Raw genomic sequence first — 16,913 nt, 5'->3', positions numbered from 1 at the left:
TGTCAGCTCTCGAATCGACACCTCATCCCAGCATGGGCACGGTTCGCTCCACGTTAATACCGTTCGCCGTGATCCGGCAGGCGAGGCCGATCGCCTCCACCCCGGCGTCCCGCGCCCGGTCGAAGGCGCGCCCATAGCCGGGGTCGAGATCGCGGGCGAGGGCGATGGAACCGGCCGAGCCGATCTGGCTGATATAGACCATGACCGCCCGCCGCCCGGCCGCCACCTCGCCGGCCAGTTCATCGAGGTGCTTGGCGCCACGGGCGGTCACGCAGTCGGGGAACTCGGCCTTTCCGGGCGCGCGCATGAGGTGGACGTTCTTCACCTCCACGAAGCAGTCGGGGCGGGCGTCGTCTTCCAGCTTGATGTCGACCCGGCTCGCCTTGCCGTATTTCACCTCCCGCCGCATCCGGGCGTAGCCGGCGAGGGCGGGCACCTGGCCGGCGGCGATGGCCTCGGCCACCAGCAGGTTGGGGTGCATGGTGTTCACCCCCACCCATTCCGGCCCGGCGCCGAAATCCGCCTCCACCAGCTCCCAGCTCAGGGCCAGCTTGCGGGCGGGGTTGAGGGAGCGGGAAAGCAGCACGCGGCTGCCGGGGGCATCGAGCCCCAGCATGGCACCGGAATTGGCCACATGGGCGGTGGTCTCTGTGCCGTCGTCCAGCACCACGTCGGCGAGGAAGCGCTTGTAGCGCCGCACGAGGCGGCCCGGCAGCAGGGGGGCGGCGAACAGCATCAGGCCGTCGCGTCGCCGGAAGGGGCGCGGGTCGGGGCCGCATCGCGATCGTCGCTGCGGCCGGCGAGGCACATGAGGGTCTGGGTGGCGGTGGCGCAATGGGTGCGGGTGCCGCCGGCCTCGGCATAGACCTCCACCTTCGCCACGGTCAGGGTGCGTCCCGCCCGCGTCACCTCGCCCACGGCCACCAGCCGCTCGCCCTTGCCGGGGGCCATAATGTTGATCTTGTACTCCACCGTCAGCACGGTCGACTCCGGCGGGAACAGGCTGTAGGCGGCATAGCCGCCGGCGGTGTCGGCGATGGCGCCGATGGAGCCGCCGTGGAAATAGCCATGCTGCTGCGTCACCTTCTCCGCATGGGGCAGCACGATCTCCACCCGTCCCGGCGCCACCGCGCCGAGGGTGGCGCCGATGAGGGTCATGAAGGGCTGGCGGGCGAAGCTGTCGCGCACCTTGGTCTCATAGGCGGGATCGCGGGGGGTGAAAGGCTCGGTCACGGGCGCCGTCATGCTGGGGTGGGAGGAGGAGGGAGGATAGCCGGGCGATGACGGCACCTCCAACGGAAAGGCTGGCCGGCCGGCGCTGCGGAATTTCCCCGCGTTGACAGCGACGGGGCCGGCGCCTCTTCTGCGCATGGGGCTGCGGGCGACCGCGGCGGGGGGCAGGGTCACATGAGCTACGTCTATCTTCTCATCGCCATCGTTGCCGAGGTCATCGCCACCTCGGCGCTGAAGCAGGCGGAAGGCTTCACCAAGTTCGGCCCCTCGGTGATCGTGGTGGTGGGCTATTGCATCGCCTTCTTCTGCCTGTCGCTCACCCTGCGCACGCTGCCGGTGGGCATCGCCTATGCCATCTGGTCCGGCGTCGGCATCGTGCTCGTCACCGGATTCGCCTGGGTCTATTACGGCCAGAAGCTGGACCTGCCGGCGCTGATCGGCCTCGGGCTCATCATCGCCGGCGTCATCGTCATCAACCTGATGTCCAAGAGCGTCGCGCACTGAAGCTTCGCCCGCTGAGGCCTACAGCTCCTCGGCGCCCTCTTTGGCGCGGGCGAGGAGCGTCTTCGCCGCGATGAGCGCGTCCTTCTCCGGGTCGTGCACCACGGCGCCGAATGAGCCGGCGAGGGCGGCAAGCACCGCCATGGCGCTCACCTCCTCGCGGATGTCGCCGGTCCATTTGATGTCGGCGGCCACGTCCCGCGCGTCCAGCACGGGGGCGAGGGCGGGATATTTGCCGCCATCCTCCCCCACCGCGCGGAAGCGCAGGGTGAAGCCGGCATCCTCGCCCTGGAGGGTGCAGGGCAGGTAGCCGGAGGTTAAAAGCGGCACATAGCCGTCATCCAGCACCAGCTTGAGCTTGAAGGCATCGAGCGCTGCCTGAAGCGCGGCACGGTCGGGCACATCGGCCCGGTTGAGATAGGCGGTACGGGCGCGCGCCATGGCGGGCAGCTCCAAGGATTGAAATATGGGGGCCGGTCGGGCCGGCGGCGATGAAACGGCGGGAGTTTAGAGGATTCCTGTGGCAGACGGAATCCGCCGTTCCCCGGCCAAGCGACGGCGCAGCCGGAGCGCCGTCGCCTTTGCGTCTGCTGTTGCTTTTCGGCTGAAACGGAAGGCCCGCCCCCCCACTATCGTCATCGCCCGGCTCGTCCGGGCGATCCACCCCGCCGCTGGTGCGCTGCGCGATCATCCGTCCCGGTCCAACCGTGGATCGCCCGGACGCGCCGGGCGATGACGGCACCAGGTTACAAGGACGGCGCGCTTTATCGCCCCGCCGCTCTCCCGTCCTTGTTCCCCGGACAAGCGACGGCGCAGCCGGAGCGCCGATCCGGGGGCCAGCGCAAGGGTTCCGCGCAGCGGGCAAAACCTGAGGGCGTTGGGCAAGGAAGCGCCTTCGGCGGTCTCATGCGCTGGGTCCCGGCTCGCATTCAGCTGCGCTGCATGCGTCCGGGACGCGAGGGCGGAACCCCCAAACGAAAACGGCGCCCCGGCGGTGAGGCCGGGACGCCGTGTTCAAAGCGTGCAACCGGCGCCGGGGTGCAGGCGCCGCAGGCCTCAGGCCAAAATCAGGCTTCCTCGCCTTCCTCGGCGGCGATTTCGGCGGCCACGGCGGCGCGCTCGATGGCGAGCTCTGCCTCGATCTCGGCGTCCTCATCACGGGCGGTGCGCACGTCCTCGCCGCGGGCCTGGCGCTCGGCCTCTTCCGCGTTGCGGGCGACGTTGACCTGCACGGTCACCTCGACCTCGGGGTGCAGGCTCACCGGCACCACGTGCAGGCCCAGGGTCTTGATGGGGTGGTTCATCACGATCTGGCCGCGGTCGAGGCTGAAGCCGTTGGCGGTGAAGCCCTCGGCGATGTCGCGGGTGGAGACCGAGCCGTAGAGCTGGCCGCTCTCGCCCGCCTGACGGATCATGATGACGGCCTGGCCGGCGAGCTTCTCGGCCACCGCCTCGGCGTCCTTGCGGCGCTCCAGGTTGCGGGCCTCGAGCTCGATCTTCATGGTCTCGAACCGCTCCTTGTTCGCCTTGGTGGCGCGCAGGGCCTTGCCGTTCGGCAGCAGGTAGTTGCGGCCGAAGCCGTCCTTCACCTTCACCACTTCGCCCATCTGGCCGAGCTTGGCGACGCGCTCGAGAAGAATGACGTCCATTTTGGTTCTCCTGTCTCTGATCTTTGGATTTACGGTATTTTTCAGCGGTCGTTCGCGGCGGGCGGGCTTTGCCCGGAGCCCATGCGCGAGCGGAAGTCGAACATGGCGTCGACGAAGCCGAGCATCGCCATGGCGATGACCGGCCAGCCGAGCACGGCCGTGGTGAGCCACAGCCCGGCGAGGATGAGGAAGCGGGCCGAGTGGCCGATGGTCACGGCATGGACCACGGCGAAGCCCGCCAGCGCATAGGCGCACACCAAGGTCGCGGCCGCGGCGGAGGCGGACAGCCCCACCATCGCCCCGGCCATGGACAAGGCGATCGCCACCGCCAGCACCAGCGAGGTGACGGGCGGCAGGCGGACGGCCGACAGGGTCGGCCACGGACGCCTGAGGCGGCCGGAGATTCGCGCGGCGCGGGCCGCGAGATAGAGGCAGACGAGCTGCGAGACCATGGACATCACCGCCGCCATGCCCGGCAGCAGGCGCGCCACGATGGCCCCCACGGCGGCGGGATCGGTCGGCTCCGCCCCCGGCAGCACCTGGCCCGAGAGCAGCGTCTCGAACGCGGCGATCACCGCCTTGCGGTAGCTCTCGTAATCGCCGGCGACGGTGAACAGGGCGATGATGACCGCCAGCGTCGAGACGGCGGCGGAGAGCAGCACCAGCCCGCCCACCGGGAACCACACCAGCCCGTCCCGTCCGGCCGGATCCGGCCGTGCCAGCATCGCCGCATAGGACAAGGCGAAGGCCGGTCCGCCGAGGCTGACCATGTACGTCAGGAGGAGGGTTCCGCCGAAGCCGAGGCCGAGCCCCGCAGCGCCCACGGCAAGCGCCACCAGCGCCGAGAGCGGCGAGAAGGCGAGGCCGGCGATCATCACCGGCAGGGGCGAGAGATAGAACAGGGGCACGGCCAGCGCCGATCCCGCCGCGGCTCCGGCGGCAAGAAGGGCGGATGCGAGGCCGGCAGCCACGCCTGTGAGAAGAAGGTACACCATCTCGACAAGCTGTCCCGCGGGTGCGGTTAGAGGCGGATTTTCCGCCCCAGCAGACGCTTCGGGGGTCATTCCCCGAAGCGCGTCGCTAAAGGAAGGGCGCCCTCCCGAAGGGGGCGCCCAAAATCAGCGGATCAGGCGATCAGCGGATCACGAAGGGCAGCAGGCCCAGGAACCGCGCGCGCTTGATGGCGGCGGAGAGCTCGCGCTGCTTCTTGGCGGAAACCGCCGTGATGCGCGAGGGCACGATCTTGCCGCGCTCGGAGATGTAGCGCTGCAGGAGACGCACATCCTTGTAGTCGATCTTCGGCGCGTTCGGGCCGGAGAAGGGGCAGGTCTTGCGACGGCGGAAGAAGGGACGGCGCTGACCGCCGCCGGCGCCGGCACCACCGGACGATGCGAAAGCCATCAGTTGCCCTCCTCGGCCTGCACTTCATCGGTCGGACGCGGACGGCGCGGCCGATCCTCGCGGCCGCCGAAGCGGTCGCCACGATCACCGCGGTCGCCACGCTCTCCGCGCTCGCCACGGTCGTCCCGGTCACGCTTCTGGAGCATGGCGGAGGGACCCTCCTCGTGCTCCTCGACGCGCAGGGTGAGGATGCGCAGGACGTCCTCGTCGATGCGCTGCTGGCGCTCCAGCTCCTGCACCGCCGCCGCGGGGGCGTCGATGTTCAGGAGGGTGAAGTGGGCCTTGCGGTTCTTGTTGATGCGATAGGTGAGGGACTTCACGCCCCAGTACTCGGTCTTACCGACCGAGCCGCCATTCGCCTCGATGACACCCTTGAACCGGGTGGTGAGTTCCTCGACCTGCTGCGCCGTGACGTCCTGGCGCGCGAGGAACACGTGCTCGTAGAGCGGCATGTGTTCACTGCCTTTCGGTTTCACTCTTCCGTCCACCGGCGCCAAGCCCTTCTTGCCTTTCGGAAAGGCGCGAAGCTCGGAAGGCGGGGACACGGGACGACGGACTTTCGCCCTGTCTTCCGACGCCTTGGCCAAACCCGTGGGATGGGCCGCGGCAAAAGAAGACCGTCCGTTCAGCCCCCGGCCGGGTGCGACGGAAGCGGCGCGTATAGCAGGTTTCGGAGGAAAGGCAAGGCGGGGAGGGGCCGCCCAGGCTCTCTCTCCTACGGCCCGATCCAGGTTTGCCCACCCGCGCCTTCCAGGCGGATGCGGGCGAAATCGGCGAGGCCCGTGCCGCGCTGGAAGGCGCTCAGGGCGATGATCCACACACCCACCACCCGCGCCGGATCGGCGCCGCCCACGCAGCGCCGGTAGTCGGACAGCAGCGGCTGCCGCTCGCCGAGCCACTGGCCGAGGCCCTCGGCGCCGGAGCGCACGGCCATATGGGTCTCTACCTGGTCCCACCAGGGCAGCGGGCAGCGGAAGGTGGTGCCCACCGGCAGGGAGGAGCTCCAGAAATAGGTCAGGTCCTGCCCGGTGTCGAACTCCACCGCGAGGGAGAGATAGTCGTGGGTCGGCGCGATGTCCTCGGCGACCGTGGAGGGCAGGCGCTGGATGCGCCAGTCCCAGGCGATGGCAAGGTCGTCGGTCAGCTCCAGGCTGAGCGGATATTTGATGATGCCGGCATCCTCGACGCAGCGGCAGGCGATGCGCGGGGGCGCGTCCGTGTCCACCGCCTCGCAGAAGATGGAGGTGGCGCCCACCCGCCAAAGGGGCGCCCAGCCCGGCGGCAGCGGGCGAAAGGCCGCGATCCGCGCGACCTCGCGGGCCGCAAGGCCAGTGGAATCGACCGCCGCGAAGGCGGCAAGGCCCGCGTCCCGGTCGCCGCGCCAGACCAGAGCCGCGACGCAAAGGCCACCGTTCTCCAGGGTCGAGGCGGGATCGAAGCGCCCGCTTTCGTCGATCCACTGCCCCGCCAGGTGGCAGATCAGCTCAAGCGGCCCGTCCCGCTCGGCGGTGAAGCTGAAGGTGTCGCCTCCCACCTTGCCGATGGGGCCGTCGCCGATACGGTACCAGAGCGACAGACCGCCGGTAACGAACAGGTCGAAAGCGCGGGAGAGCCAGGCGATGCCCGAAGACAGGAGTGTGACCGTCTCGCCCCGCGTGACGGATATTCCAGTCGCCATCCATTGGGCGTCATGGGCCGGCAGGTGGAGCACCGCGCCCGCCCGTACCTCCGCCTGCACCGCGCCAACGGCTGTGCGAAGGGCAGCCTGAACCGCTTCCGGCGCCTCGATTTCAGAAGATTTGCTCATGTTGCGTTCCATCCCTGAAGCTGCGCGGGCGGTTGTGCCGCCCGTCAGCCGCGAGAATGGCGCGGGGCCGGCGGCGGTTCTTGCCATTTCGCGACAGGACGAGACGCGGATGACCGGATGGGGCCTCACCAAGGCCCGCTCCATGGGGCGGGTCGCAGAGGTGGTGGAGCGCGCGGGCGGCTCACCCGCGAAGGTGTTCCGCGCCGCCGAACTCCCGCTGCGGCTGGTGGACCATCCCGAGCGACTGATCCTCCTGCGCGACCAGTTGCGCCTCATCGCCTGCGCGGCGCGGGAGATCGGCGATCCGGCGCTGGGGGCGCGGCTGTCGGTGGAAGCCGGCATCCTCGGCCTCGGCGCCCTCGCCGACCACGTACTCGGCGCCGACCGGCTCGACGTGGCCATCGCCCGCGCCAACAGCATGATGGGCACCCTGCTGCAATCCTCGACGCGAATCGAACTCTGGGCCGAAGACGGGATCGCCCACTGGACCTATGGCGTCACCGACCGCTCCGACGAAGGGCGCCAGTTCAACGAATGCCTCGCCCTCGGCTACATGCTCGATCTGCTGCGCCGGTTCATCGGCCCGCGCTTCACCCCATTGCGGGCGGCGGTGGCCGGGCCGCCCCTCCCTGGCCGGACGGCGGTCGAGGATGTGCTGCGCACGGATCTTGGCCGCAGCGCCCGCGCCCTTGTGAGCTTTCCCGAGGCGTATCTCCTTGCGGAAAACCCCGCACCGAGGCCGCAGCTGGTGGAGCCCACGGGACGGGAGGCAATCCCCGATGATCTGGTGGGTCTGGTGGAGCACCTGATCCGGCTGGAGCTTCTGTCGGGGCGGCCGGCGCTGGCGCCGGTGGCGCGGCGGCTCGGCATGTCGGCGCGCACGCTGCAGCGCCGGCTTGTGCTTCGCGGCATCACGTTCGAGCAGGTCGCCCGTTCGGTCCTCAGGGCCGAGGCGGAGAGCCTGTTGCGGCAGCGCCGAGTTTCCATCGCCGCCGTCGCTCTGGACCTCGGCTATTCGGAGCCGGCCCATTTCACCCGGGCGTTCCGCGGCTGGACCGGCCTCTCCCCCCGCGCCTGGCAGCGCCGGAGCGCCTGAGCCGGGGCGGAAAGCGAACTGCCCTCAATACAGCCCGACGCTGGCCGGCGGGCGCGGCGCCGCGGTCGGCTTGGCGCTGACGGGCTTGGCCGTCGCGGTCGTCGCCGGCTTCGTGCCGGTGGAGCCGGTGGTGTTGGCGGCGGCGGCTGTGCCCTGGGGCTTCGGCTTCTTCTTCGGCGCCGGGTTCAGGGAGGCGACCTTGGGCTCCGGCATCGCCTTGTTCATGGCGATGAGCTGGGAGACGGTGACGAACTTGTAGCCCTTGGCGATGAGGTCATCGAGCGTCTTCGGCATGGCGTCCACCGTGGTGGGGTGGATGTCATGGGAGAGGATGATCGCGCCTGGATGCACATTCTTCAAGATGCGGTCGTGGATGACCTGCGCGTTGCGGTCCTTCCAGTCCAGCGGGTCCACGGACCAGTAGATGAAGGTGGAGCCGAACTTCTCGCGCAGATGCGCCCGCAGCGCCGGGGTCATGGCGCCGTAGGGCGGGCGCAGATTGTGGATCTTGAGGCCGGTGATCTGCTCGATGGCGGCGTTGGTGTCGCCGATCTGCTTGTCGGCGGCGGCCACGGGGATCTTGGGCAGCTGGGGGTGATCCCAGGAATGGTTCGCCACCTCGTGCCCCTGCGCGATCATCTGCTTGATGATGTTGGGCGAGGCGACGGCGCGGCTGCCGAGCACGAAGAAGGTGGCCTTGATGCCGCGCTGCTCCAGCATCTTCAAAAGGCGCGGCGTGGTCTCGGGGTTGGGGCCGTCGTCGAAGGTCATGGCGATGTAGGGGCCATCGACCGTCGCCGAGGAATAGGCGATGAGATTGTGCGGGTTGGTGCCCGTCGCCTCGGCCGCGGGCGCCGCCATGCCGGTGCTCGAGGGCAGGTTCGGCGGCGGCGGCTCCATCATGGAGGAGGGCACGGGCCCGGTCATCAGCGCGGGGTGCGGCGCGGTGAAGGTCGACGTGGGCGGCGCGGAAGGCGCGGTTCCGGACGGCGTCAGAGTCTGCGCGCAGGCGGGGACGATGACGGTGGCGGAGAGGAGAGCGGCGGCAAGAAGCGCCGGAAATCCCCGGATGGCCTTCACTTCAGGCTTCACGGCGGAACCACTTTCTGATGCGGACGTGCAGAGCTGCGCCCAATGTCCATCGCTCGTTATGGATAAATTGTGAAGCGGGCGTGGCCAACCCCCAGTTTCCTTATCGTAAGGTTGGCTTGACACGCGATTCGAGAATCGCCCTGACGCGGCTCTTGCCACCCCCTTGCCTTGACTCGCCCACAATCCCGGTGTCTCTCCGCTCGCCAATTTCCAGCCGGAGGCCGCCCATGACCGAAGGGTCGCGCACAACACCCCAGACTGCCTTCATTTTTCCCGGTCAGGGCAGCCAGGCCGTGGGCATGGGCAAGGCCCTCGCCGACAATTTTCCGGCCGCCAAGGCCGTGTTCGAGGAAGTGGATGCCGCCCTCGGCGACAGCCTGACGCGGGTGATGTGGGAAGGCCCTTCCGACGAACTGACCCTCACCGCCAACGCCCAGCCGGCGCTGATGGCGGTATCCATTGCCGCGCTGCGGGTTCTCGAATCGGAAGCGGGGCTTGATCTTGCCCGCGAGGCGGCCTTCGTCGCCGGCCATTCGCTGGGCGAATATTCGGCGCTGGCCGCCGCCGGCGCCCTCACCGTCACCGAGGCGGCGCGGCTCCTGCGCATCCGCGGCCGCGCCATGCAGGATGCGGTGCCGGTGGGCGAGGGCGCCATGGCCGCTTTGCTCGGCCTCGACTACGACCAGGCCGTCGCGGTGGCGGCGGAAGCCGCCGGCGACGACGTGTGCGAGGCGGCCAACGACAACGCCCCCGGGCAGGTGGTGGTCTCCGGCACCAAGGCCGCCGTGGAACGCGCCATCCTCATCGCCAAGGAGCGCGGCGCGCTGAAGGCGGTGCTGCTGCCGGTGTCCGCCCCCTTCCATTGCCGCCTCATGGGCCCGGCCGCCGAGGCCATGGAAGTGGCCCTCTCCGGCTCCACCGTGATGACGCCCCGCGTGCCGCTGGTGGCCAACGTGCGCGCCTCCCCCGTCACCGATCCGGCCGAGATCGTCCGCCTGCTGGTGGAGCAGGTGACGGGCACCGTGCGCTGGCGCGAAAGCGTGATCTACATGGCCGGCGCGGGCGTGAACCGCGTGGTCGAGGTGGGTGCCGGCAAGGTGCTCTGCGGCCTCGTGAAGCGCATCGACAAGCAGATCGCGGCGAGCGCCGTGGGCACGCCCGACGACGTGGCCGCCTTCATCGCCGCCCGCAACGCGGCCGCTTCCGCCGCCTGACATCTTCTCACCGACGGGCGCCCTCCCCGGAAAAATCCGGGCGAGGGCGCCCTTGTGTCGGGACACCACCCGACCAAGCCGATACAACCGGCGGCGCAAAAGCCGCGACACCCGAAAGAAACTGGGGGCTGACATGTTCGATTTGACCGGCAAGACCGCGCTCGTGACCGGCGCCACCGGCGGCATCGGCGGCGCCATCGCCAAGGCGCTGCACGCCCAGGGCGCCACCGTCGCCGTCTCCGGCACCCGCCGCGAGGCGCTCGACGCCATCGCCGCCGAGATGGGCGGCGAGCGCGTGTTCGTGCTGCCGTGCAACCTCGGCAACACCGAAGAGGTGGAGAAGCTCATCCCCGCCGCCGAGGAGGCGCTGGGCGGGCATGTGGACATTCTCGTCAACAATGCCGGCATCACCCGCGACAACATCTTCATGCGCCTGTCCGACGAGGCGTGGGACCAGGTGATCGCGGTGAACCTCACCGCCGCCTTCCGCCTGTCGCGCGCCGCCGTGCGCACCATGATGCGCCGCCGCTCCGGCCGCATCATCTCCATCACCTCCATCGTCGGCGTCACCGGCAATGCGGGGCAGGGCAATTATGCCGCCGCCAAGGCCGGCATGATCGGCATGTCCAAGTCGCTGGCGCAGGAAGTCGCCTCGCGCGGGGTGACGGTGAACTGCATCGCCCCCGGCTTCATCGCCACCCCCATGACCGACGCGCTCAACGAGAAGCAGCGCGAGGGCATCCTCAAGGCCGTGCCCGCCGCCAAGCTCGGCACGCCCGAGGACATCGCCGCCGCCTGCGTCTATCTCGCGTCCAATGAAGCCGCCTACGTCACCGGCCAGACGCTGCACGTCAACGGCGGCATGGCGATGATCTGAGGCCCTTCGATCCCGCATCCCGACGTCCGCCTGCTACCTTCAACCGGGCGTAAGTTGTAAGCGGGATCGGAACACTTCTATCCTAGAGATGCGTGCGGGGGATGGGAGGCACGCATGAGGATAGAGCGTGTGCGTGCGGGCTCTCGGCCGGCAAACGTCCCCCTGCGGCAGAAGCCCAGGGGCATTGTTTCGCATTTCTGGCGCCGCATCCTCGATCTCACTCTCGTGCTGTGGGTGGTCCGGGTTCCGCTGCTGAGCGTCCTCCTCGGCCTCGCGCTGATGGCGGGGGTGACGCAGGCGCAGGACGTGACCCTCGACGTGGCCATGGCCGGCGCCCCGGTGGGCGCCGCGGCCGGCCTCTCCCGCGCCATTTTCTCCCTCGTCGCCGCCGTCTTCCTGCTATGGGCCATGCCGGTGCACTACGCCGCGCGCCTGCTGGTGGAGACGGACAACGGCCTCGCGGTGCTGGTCGCCCGGCGCGATGCCTCGGCCGGTCACCGCGGCATCGTCGGGCGTGACCGGCTGATGGCGGCGATGGTGCGCGAGGTGCCCCGCCTCATCGGCCTTGCGCCCTTCCTCGCCTTCGCCATGGGCGCCAATGCGGCCATCGGCAATCTGCCGACGCTGGCCGACCGCCCCGCCATCGCCGCCGCCCACCACCAGTTGGTGCTGCTCGTCTGGGCCATGCTCGCGGCGGTGCCGCTCTTCTATCTCTATTGCGTGCTGCGCGGACGGCTGACGCGGGTGAGAGCCCTCGCCGCGCTGGACCGCGTGCTCGGGCGGTGGCTGAAGCCGGTGTTCGGCCTGCTGGCGATCGCGCCGAGGCGGGACGATGCGGCGGGCCAGCTCCACGCCTCCGGCCGCCTCGCGCTCCTCTTCTACGCCTTGCTGGTGGTGGCGGTGCTGGTGGCGAGCCCGCACTGGCTCGCCGCGCGCCTGCCGCTCGCCTTTGCCGTGCCGCTCATCTTCGGCGGCTGGGTGCCGATCCTCGCCTATCTGTCCTCGGTGGGGCGGCGCTTCCATGTGCCGATCCTGACCGGCCTGTTCATCGCCGGGGCCGTCGGCGTCTACGTGTTCGGCGACAATCACGCGGTGCGCACCGTGACCGCCGACGAGCCGGCCTATCGCCGCACCAGCCTCGTCCAGGCCGTCCATCTGTGGATGCGGGCCAATGGCTGCGCGGAGCAGCCCTCATCCTGTCCGCGCCCGATCATCGTGGCCGCCGCGGGCGGGGCGAGCCGGGCGGGCTTCTTCACCGCCAGCGTGATCGGCCATTTCCTCGACTACGACCGGCAGAAGCAGGCCTTCGGCTTCACCCGCGCCGATGGCTCGAAGGTGAGCCGCGCGGCGCGGGACGACGGGCGCTTCTCGGCGGCCATCCAGAGCGTGCTCGACGGCCAGGAACGCCAGGGGAAGAACGTCGCCACCCACCTCTTCGCCCTCTCCGGCGTCTCGGGCGGCTCCTACGGCGCGGCGGTGGTGGCCGCCGCCTTGTCCGCCCGCACCGGGACTGCGCCGCCGTGCCCCACCGAAGCGCCGGCCCACTGGTTCGGCGGCGCCATCCACGGCTGGCGCGACTGCCTGGAGAGCATGACGGCGGACGACTTCCTCACCGCCACCTTCTTCGGCCTCGCCTTCCACGATCAGGTGCAGCTCTTCCTGCGCGATCGCGCCGCGCTGCTGGAGGAGGCCTGGGAGGCGAGCTTCGCCCGCCATGTGGCGGCGGCGGGCGCCAATGCCGGCCCCGGCGCCGCGCGCCGCCTCTCCGAGCCCTTCCTCGGCGCCCCGCGCGATCCCGAGCACTGGGTGCCCTATCTCGTGCTCAACGGCACGTCGGTGGAGACCGGCCAGCGCATCATCACCACCGACATCCTGCCGACCTACGCGGCCTCCAGCCGCTGCCCGAGCGGCGGCCCCACGGCCGAATGCCCCATCTTCACCCACGCCATCGACTTCCACAGCCTCGTGCGCTCGGACCTCGACGTGCGGCTCTCCACGGCGGCCACCAACTCGGCCCGCTTCCCGGTGATCTCGCCCCCCGGCTCCATCTATCAGGTGGACACGGACGTGGTGGATCGCATCGTGGACGGCGGCTATTTCGAGAATTTCGGCGCCGAGAGCGCGCTGGAGCTGGCGCAGGCCATGGTGGACGTGGAGCCGGCCCTCGCGCCCTTCGTCCTCGTCGTCTCCAACGATCCCCAGAGCGTGCTCACCGAGGAGCGCACCGCCCGCGGCGTGGTGGTGCCGGACGCGGCGGAGCAGAGCTTTCTGCCTGAGGTCGTCGGCCCCGTCGATGCCATCGGCGCGGTGCGCAGCGGGCGCGGCCGGCTCGCCGTGGCCCATGCCGCCGCCTGGCTCGATGGCCGCTTCGGCGGGCGCTGCGCGGTGAACCTCGTGCAGATCAAGGTCTGGCCCGAGGACAGCGCCGGCCATTGCCCGGTGGGCACGGCGACGCCGGAGAAGATCCGGCAGGTCTCCATGAGCTGGTGGCTCTCCAAGCCCGTGCAGATGAACCTGCACGAGCAATTGGAGCCCACCGCCGACCGCTGCAACAACCGCACCGCCGTGGAGCAGGTGTGGACCGCCCTCGCCACACGCTCGGAAGCCTGCACCGGGCCGACGCCCTGAGGCGGGCTCATCCGGCCCGCACGCCCCCCGCGGGTCAAATCGTCGCGTGCCGTATTGCGGTGCGGCACGGTTGGTGTTTTCATTTCGAGGTTGCGGCGCTTCAGGCCGGGAATTTCGGGGCGCAGGGGGTGGCCCGAACCATCCGGTGCCGGGAAGCGGGAAAGGATCGAGCGGACGAAACCGGAGGCGGCCGATGGAACGGTTGCTGGAGACACTTCTGCGTCGTGTCGTCGTCGATGGCGCGCTGAAGGTGACGACGGCCTCGGGCCGCACCTTCACCGTGAAAGGCTCCCCCCGCGCCGGACCGATCCCCGAGCCGCTCGCCGTGCGCTTCACCACCGCCGAGGCCGAGCGGGGCATCGTGCTTGATCCCGAGCTGAAGCTCGGCGAAGCCTATATGGACGGCACGCTGGTGATGGAGGAAGGCAGCATCGCCGACCTCCTCGCGCTGCTCATGTCCCAGCCCGCATCCTTCAATCCCAGCGTGCCGGCCAAGGCGTTCCATGTGCTGCGGCGGCTCGGGCGGCGCATCGCCCAGTTCAACCCGCCCGAGCGGTCGCGGCGCAACGTGGCGCACCATTACGACATCGACGGCCGGCTCTATTCCCTCTTCCTCGATCACGACCGGCAGTACAGCTGCGCCTATTTCGAGCATGAGGGGCAGAGCCTCGACGATGCCCAGCTCGCCAAGAAGCGCCACATCGCGGCGAAGCTGGTGCTGGACCGGCCGGGGCTGAAGGTGCTGGACATCGGCTCCGGCTGGGGCGGGCTCGCCCTCTATCTCGCCGAGATGGCGGGGGCTGAGGTCTCCGGCGTCACCCTCTCGCAGGAGCAGCTGGCGCTCGCCACTGCCCGCGCCGACGAGCGGGGCCTGGCGGGGCATGTCTCATTCTCCTTGCAGGACTATCGGGACGTGGAGGGCCCGTTCGACCGCATCGTCTCGGTGGGCATGTTCGAGCATGTGGGCGTGGACCACTACGGCGCCTTCTTTCGCAAGGCGCGGAGCCTCTTGAAGGACGACGGGGTGATGCTGCTGCACGCCATCGGCCGCTCCGACCCGCCCGGCGTCACCAACCCGTTCATCGCCAAATACATTTTCCCCGGCGGCTACATTCCGGCGCTGTCGGAGGTGACGCCGCACATCGAGAAGAGCGGGCTCGTCGTCACCGACATCGAGCTGCTGCGCCTGCATTATGCCGAGACGCTGAAGGCGTGGCGCCAGCGCTTCCTCGCCCGCCGGGAGGAGGCGGCGCGGCTCACCGACGAGCGCTTCTGCCGCATGTGGGAATTCTACCTCGCCGCCAGCGAGATGGGCTTCCGCCATCAGGGCCTGAACGTGTTCCAGATCCAGCTGGCGCGCCGCCAGGAGGCGGTGCCGCTCACCCGCGGCTACATCGCCGAGGCCGAGGCGCGGCTCAGGTGGGCGGAAGCGGCGCAGGGTGCACCGCTTCGGCTGGCGGGGGAGTAGGGGGGCCCGACGGGCGCCGGCGACGCCGGCGGCCTGTTCCCCGGACCAGCGACGGCAAAAGCCGGAGCGCCGAGCCGGGGGCCAGCGCAAGACTCCCCGCGCAGCGGGGCAAAGCCCGAGGATCGTAAGGCCCGGAAGCGCCTACGGCGGTCCCTTGCGCTGGGCCCCGGCTCGCATTCCGCTCACGCTGCATGCGTCCGGGGCGCGAGGGTGGTGCGTATGCCACCGTCATGCCCGCCCCCTCAGACGAAATACAGCCAGGTGATCAGCGCGAAGGGCGGCAGCAGGAAGCTGAACGACCAGGCCATGTAGCCGAAGAAGCTCGGCATCTTCACGCCGCGATGACGGGCGATGGAGAGCACCATGAAGTTGGGCGCGTTGCCGATATAGGTCAGCGCGCCCATGAACACCGCGCCGGCCGAGATCGCCTCCAGCGTCACCGCGAGCGGCCCCATGAGCTGGTGGGGATCGCCGCCGGCGAGGTTGAAGAACACGAGGTAGGTCGGGGCATTGTCGAGGAAGGCGGAGAGGGCGCCCGTCAGCCAGAAGTACCAGACGTTCACCGGCTGGCCGTCCGGCGTGGTGACGAGGTTGACCAGCGGGGCGAGGGCGCCGCTGGCGCCGGCCTTCAGGATGGCGATGACGGGGATGATGGTGAGGAAGATGGCGGCGAACAGCTTCGCCACTTCCAGGATGGGCTCCCAGTCGAAGCCGTTGCGCTCGCGCACCAGCGCCGGGGTGATGGCCAGCGAGATCAGCGCGAACACCACGAGCAGCACGTCGCGCACCACCCATTGCAGCTCCAGATGGGTGCCGTAGACGTCGAAATTGATGCCCGGCTTCCACAGCGCCGAGATGAGGATGGCGCCGATGATGCCGCCGAGCAGCGGCAGGTTCTGCGCCCCGCGCAGGCCGAGGCTGTCGGTCGCCGGGGTGGGGTCCGGCGGATTGCGGATCACCTCGTCCTCGCGGGCGTAGAAGAAGCGGTCCAGCAGGTAATAGGCGACGAGCAGGATGGCCGCGATCACCGCCGTGTCGTGCAGCAGGTGGGTGGTGGTCCAGAAGAAGTTCACGCCCTTCAGGAAGCCGAGGAACAGGGGCGGGTCGCCCAGCGGCGTCAGCGAGCCGCCGATGTTCGACACCAGGAAGATGAAGAACACCACCGTGTGCACATTGTGCCGGCGGTCGTCATTGGCGCGCAGCAGCGGGCGGATGAGCACCATGGAGGCGCCGGTGGTGCCGATGAGGCTGGCGATCACCGTGCCGAAGGCCAGGATCACCGTGTTGACCAGCGGCGTTCCCTTGAGATTGCCGGTGACGAGGATGCCGCCGGACACGGTGAACAAGGCGAACAGCAGGATGATGAAGGGGATGTATTCCAAGAGTGCCGTGTGCACCACCTCGTGCGCCGTCGCCGACGGGCCGTAGGTGAGCGAGAAGGGCACCGCGAAGGCCAGCCCCCAGAACAGCGCCACCTTGCCGTAATGGTGGTGCCAGAAGTGGTTCGCGAGCAGCGGGAACAGGGCGATCGACAGCAGCATGCCGGCGAAGGGGATGCCCCAGAGCAGCGGAAGCTTCGCGCCGTTGAGGGCGGGAACCCCGTCCGCCGCAAGCGCAGGCGCGGCTGATAGGGTGGTCAGGAGGAGTGTTGCGGCAATTCCCGAAGCGACTCTCATCCCGCGACCCGGCGCCGTCATCGCCACCCTCCAGATTGATGTCCCCACGGTTTGATGGACGATGGGCCGGCATGTGGCAAGGCCAAACCGGCCGCCGTCGTCCTTCAGTGAAATGGGCGGGGGCACTTGCACCGCCTTCGTGCCCGGGACGCATGCAGCATCGACGGAAGGTGCTGGCCGTGCCCCCTCTCCCCTTGCGGGAGAGGGGTGGGGTGAGGGGTGTGGTGCCGCGAGAACCGGCATCGCGACGCATGACGAGGCCGCCCCCCTC

The 16,913-nt window shown here is 69.7% G+C and carries 16 protein-coding genes; 6 read left to right on the top strand and 10 right to left on the bottom strand.

What is annotated here, in order from left to right:
• Window positions 1–22: 22 nt before the first annotated feature.
• Window positions 23–736 carry a DNA/RNA nuclease SfsA gene (sfsA, locus tag V5F74_RS03365; protein WP_029557901.1) on the bottom strand — a complete coding sequence of 238 codons (714 nt, stop codon included), beginning with the start codon at window positions 734–736 and terminating at the stop codon, window positions 23–25.
• Window positions 736–1,233: a PaaI family thioesterase gene (locus V5F74_RS03360; protein WP_394006270.1), complete on the bottom strand. Its 498-nt coding sequence runs from the start codon at window positions 1,231–1,233 to the stop codon at window positions 736–738. Before V5F74_RS03360 ends, sfsA begins: the two co-directional genes overlap by 1 nt.
• A 174-nt stretch (window positions 1,234–1,407) precedes the next feature.
• On the opposite strand from V5F74_RS03360, the gene V5F74_RS03355 reads away from it, so the two are divergent.
• On the top strand, window positions 1,408–1,737 hold the full coding sequence (locus V5F74_RS03355) for a DMT family transporter (protein WP_029557903.1): 330 nt from the start codon (window positions 1,408–1,410) through the stop codon (window positions 1,735–1,737).
• Between the two features lie 18 nt (window positions 1,738–1,755).
• Here V5F74_RS03355 and V5F74_RS03350 read toward each other — a convergent pair whose 3' ends face one another.
• The 6 genes from V5F74_RS03350 to V5F74_RS03325 all read right to left on the bottom strand — a co-directional run bounded on the left by V5F74_RS03350 (window position 1,756) and on the right by V5F74_RS03325 (window position 6,591).
• Complete coding sequence (locus V5F74_RS03350; protein WP_394006268.1) at window positions 1,756–2,175, bottom strand: hypothetical protein; 420 nt, start codon at window positions 2,173–2,175, stop codon at window positions 1,756–1,758.
• A gap of 626 nt (window positions 2,176–2,801) precedes the next feature.
• A complete protein-coding gene (gene rplI, locus V5F74_RS03345) occupies window positions 2,802–3,383 on the bottom strand; it encodes a 50S ribosomal protein L9 (RefSeq protein WP_024279703.1) in 582 nt (193 codons plus the stop codon).
• 41 nt (window positions 3,384–3,424) lie between these two features.
• A complete protein-coding gene (locus V5F74_RS03340; RefSeq protein WP_250166694.1) occupies window positions 3,425–4,378 on the bottom strand; it encodes a DUF2232 domain-containing protein in 954 nt (317 codons plus the stop codon).
• 139 nt (window positions 4,379–4,517) lie between these two features.
• On the bottom strand, window positions 4,518–4,784 hold the full coding sequence (gene rpsR, locus V5F74_RS03335) for a 30S ribosomal protein S18 (RefSeq protein ID WP_024279701.1): 267 nt from the start codon (window positions 4,782–4,784) through the stop codon (window positions 4,518–4,520).
• On the bottom strand, window positions 4,784–5,236 hold the full coding sequence (gene rpsF / locus V5F74_RS03330) for a 30S ribosomal protein S6 (protein ID WP_024279700.1): 453 nt from the start codon (window positions 5,234–5,236) through the stop codon (window positions 4,784–4,786). The genes rpsR and rpsF overlap by 1 nt, the downstream gene beginning before the upstream one ends.
• A 263-nt stretch (window positions 5,237–5,499) precedes the next feature.
• Window positions 5,500–6,591 carry a DUF3047 domain-containing protein gene (locus tag V5F74_RS03325; RefSeq protein ID WP_394006265.1) on the bottom strand — a complete coding sequence of 364 codons (1,092 nt, stop codon included), beginning with the start codon at window positions 6,589–6,591 and terminating at the stop codon, window positions 5,500–5,502.
• On the opposite strand from V5F74_RS03325, the gene V5F74_RS03320 reads away from it, so the two are divergent.
• Window positions 6,590–7,687, top strand: coding sequence for an AraC family transcriptional regulator (locus tag V5F74_RS03320; RefSeq protein ID WP_394006263.1), 1,098 nt, complete (start codon window positions 6,590–6,592; stop codon window positions 7,685–7,687). The two genes, V5F74_RS03325 and V5F74_RS03320, sit on opposite strands and share 2 nt — an antisense overlap.
• Window positions 7,688–7,711: 24 nt before the next feature.
• On the opposite strand, the gene V5F74_RS03315 is transcribed toward V5F74_RS03320, so the two are convergent.
• The gene (locus tag V5F74_RS03315) at window positions 7,712–8,779 is read right to left on the bottom strand and encodes a polysaccharide deacetylase family protein (RefSeq protein ID WP_394006261.1); all 1,068 of its coding nucleotides are present in this window, start codon (window positions 8,777–8,779) and stop codon (window positions 7,712–7,714) included.
• A 227-nt stretch (window positions 8,780–9,006) separates the two neighbouring features.
• On the opposite strand from V5F74_RS03315, the gene fabD reads away from it, so the two are divergent.
• The 4 genes from fabD (at window position 9,007) to V5F74_RS03295 (ending at window position 14,966) form a co-directional block, all read left to right on the top strand.
• The gene (fabD, locus tag V5F74_RS03310; RefSeq protein WP_029557910.1) at window positions 9,007–9,993 is read left to right on the top strand and encodes an ACP S-malonyltransferase; all 987 of its coding nucleotides are present in this window, start codon (window positions 9,007–9,009) and stop codon (window positions 9,991–9,993) included.
• 133 nt (window positions 9,994–10,126) lie between these two features.
• Complete coding sequence (gene fabG, locus V5F74_RS03305) at window positions 10,127–10,870, top strand: 3-oxoacyl-[acyl-carrier-protein] reductase (RefSeq protein ID WP_029557911.1); 744 nt, start codon at window positions 10,127–10,129, stop codon at window positions 10,868–10,870.
• A gap of 129 nt (window positions 10,871–10,999) precedes the next feature.
• Complete coding sequence (locus V5F74_RS03300; protein WP_029557912.1) at window positions 11,000–13,498, top strand: hypothetical protein; 2,499 nt, start codon at window positions 11,000–11,002, stop codon at window positions 13,496–13,498.
• A 193-nt stretch (window positions 13,499–13,691) separates the two neighbouring features.
• A complete protein-coding gene (locus tag V5F74_RS03295; RefSeq protein WP_394006258.1) occupies window positions 13,692–14,966 on the top strand; it encodes a class I SAM-dependent methyltransferase in 1,275 nt (424 codons plus the stop codon).
• Between the two features lie 242 nt (window positions 14,967–15,208).
• Here the strand turns inward: V5F74_RS03295 and V5F74_RS03290 are convergent, their stop codons facing one another.
• Window positions 15,209–16,642, bottom strand: coding sequence for a sodium:proton antiporter (locus V5F74_RS03290; protein ID WP_197023010.1), 1,434 nt, complete (start codon window positions 16,640–16,642; stop codon window positions 15,209–15,211).
• Between the last annotated feature and the right edge of the window lie 271 nt (window positions 16,643–16,913).

The organism is Xanthobacter aminoxidans (assembly GCF_043193615.1).
Taxonomy (GTDB): Bacteria; Pseudomonadota; Alphaproteobacteria; order Rhizobiales; family Xanthobacteraceae; genus Xanthobacter; species Xanthobacter aminoxidans.
The sequence above is the reverse complement of the archived record's forward strand: the minus strand, read 5'-3'. Positions and strand labels throughout refer to the sequence as shown.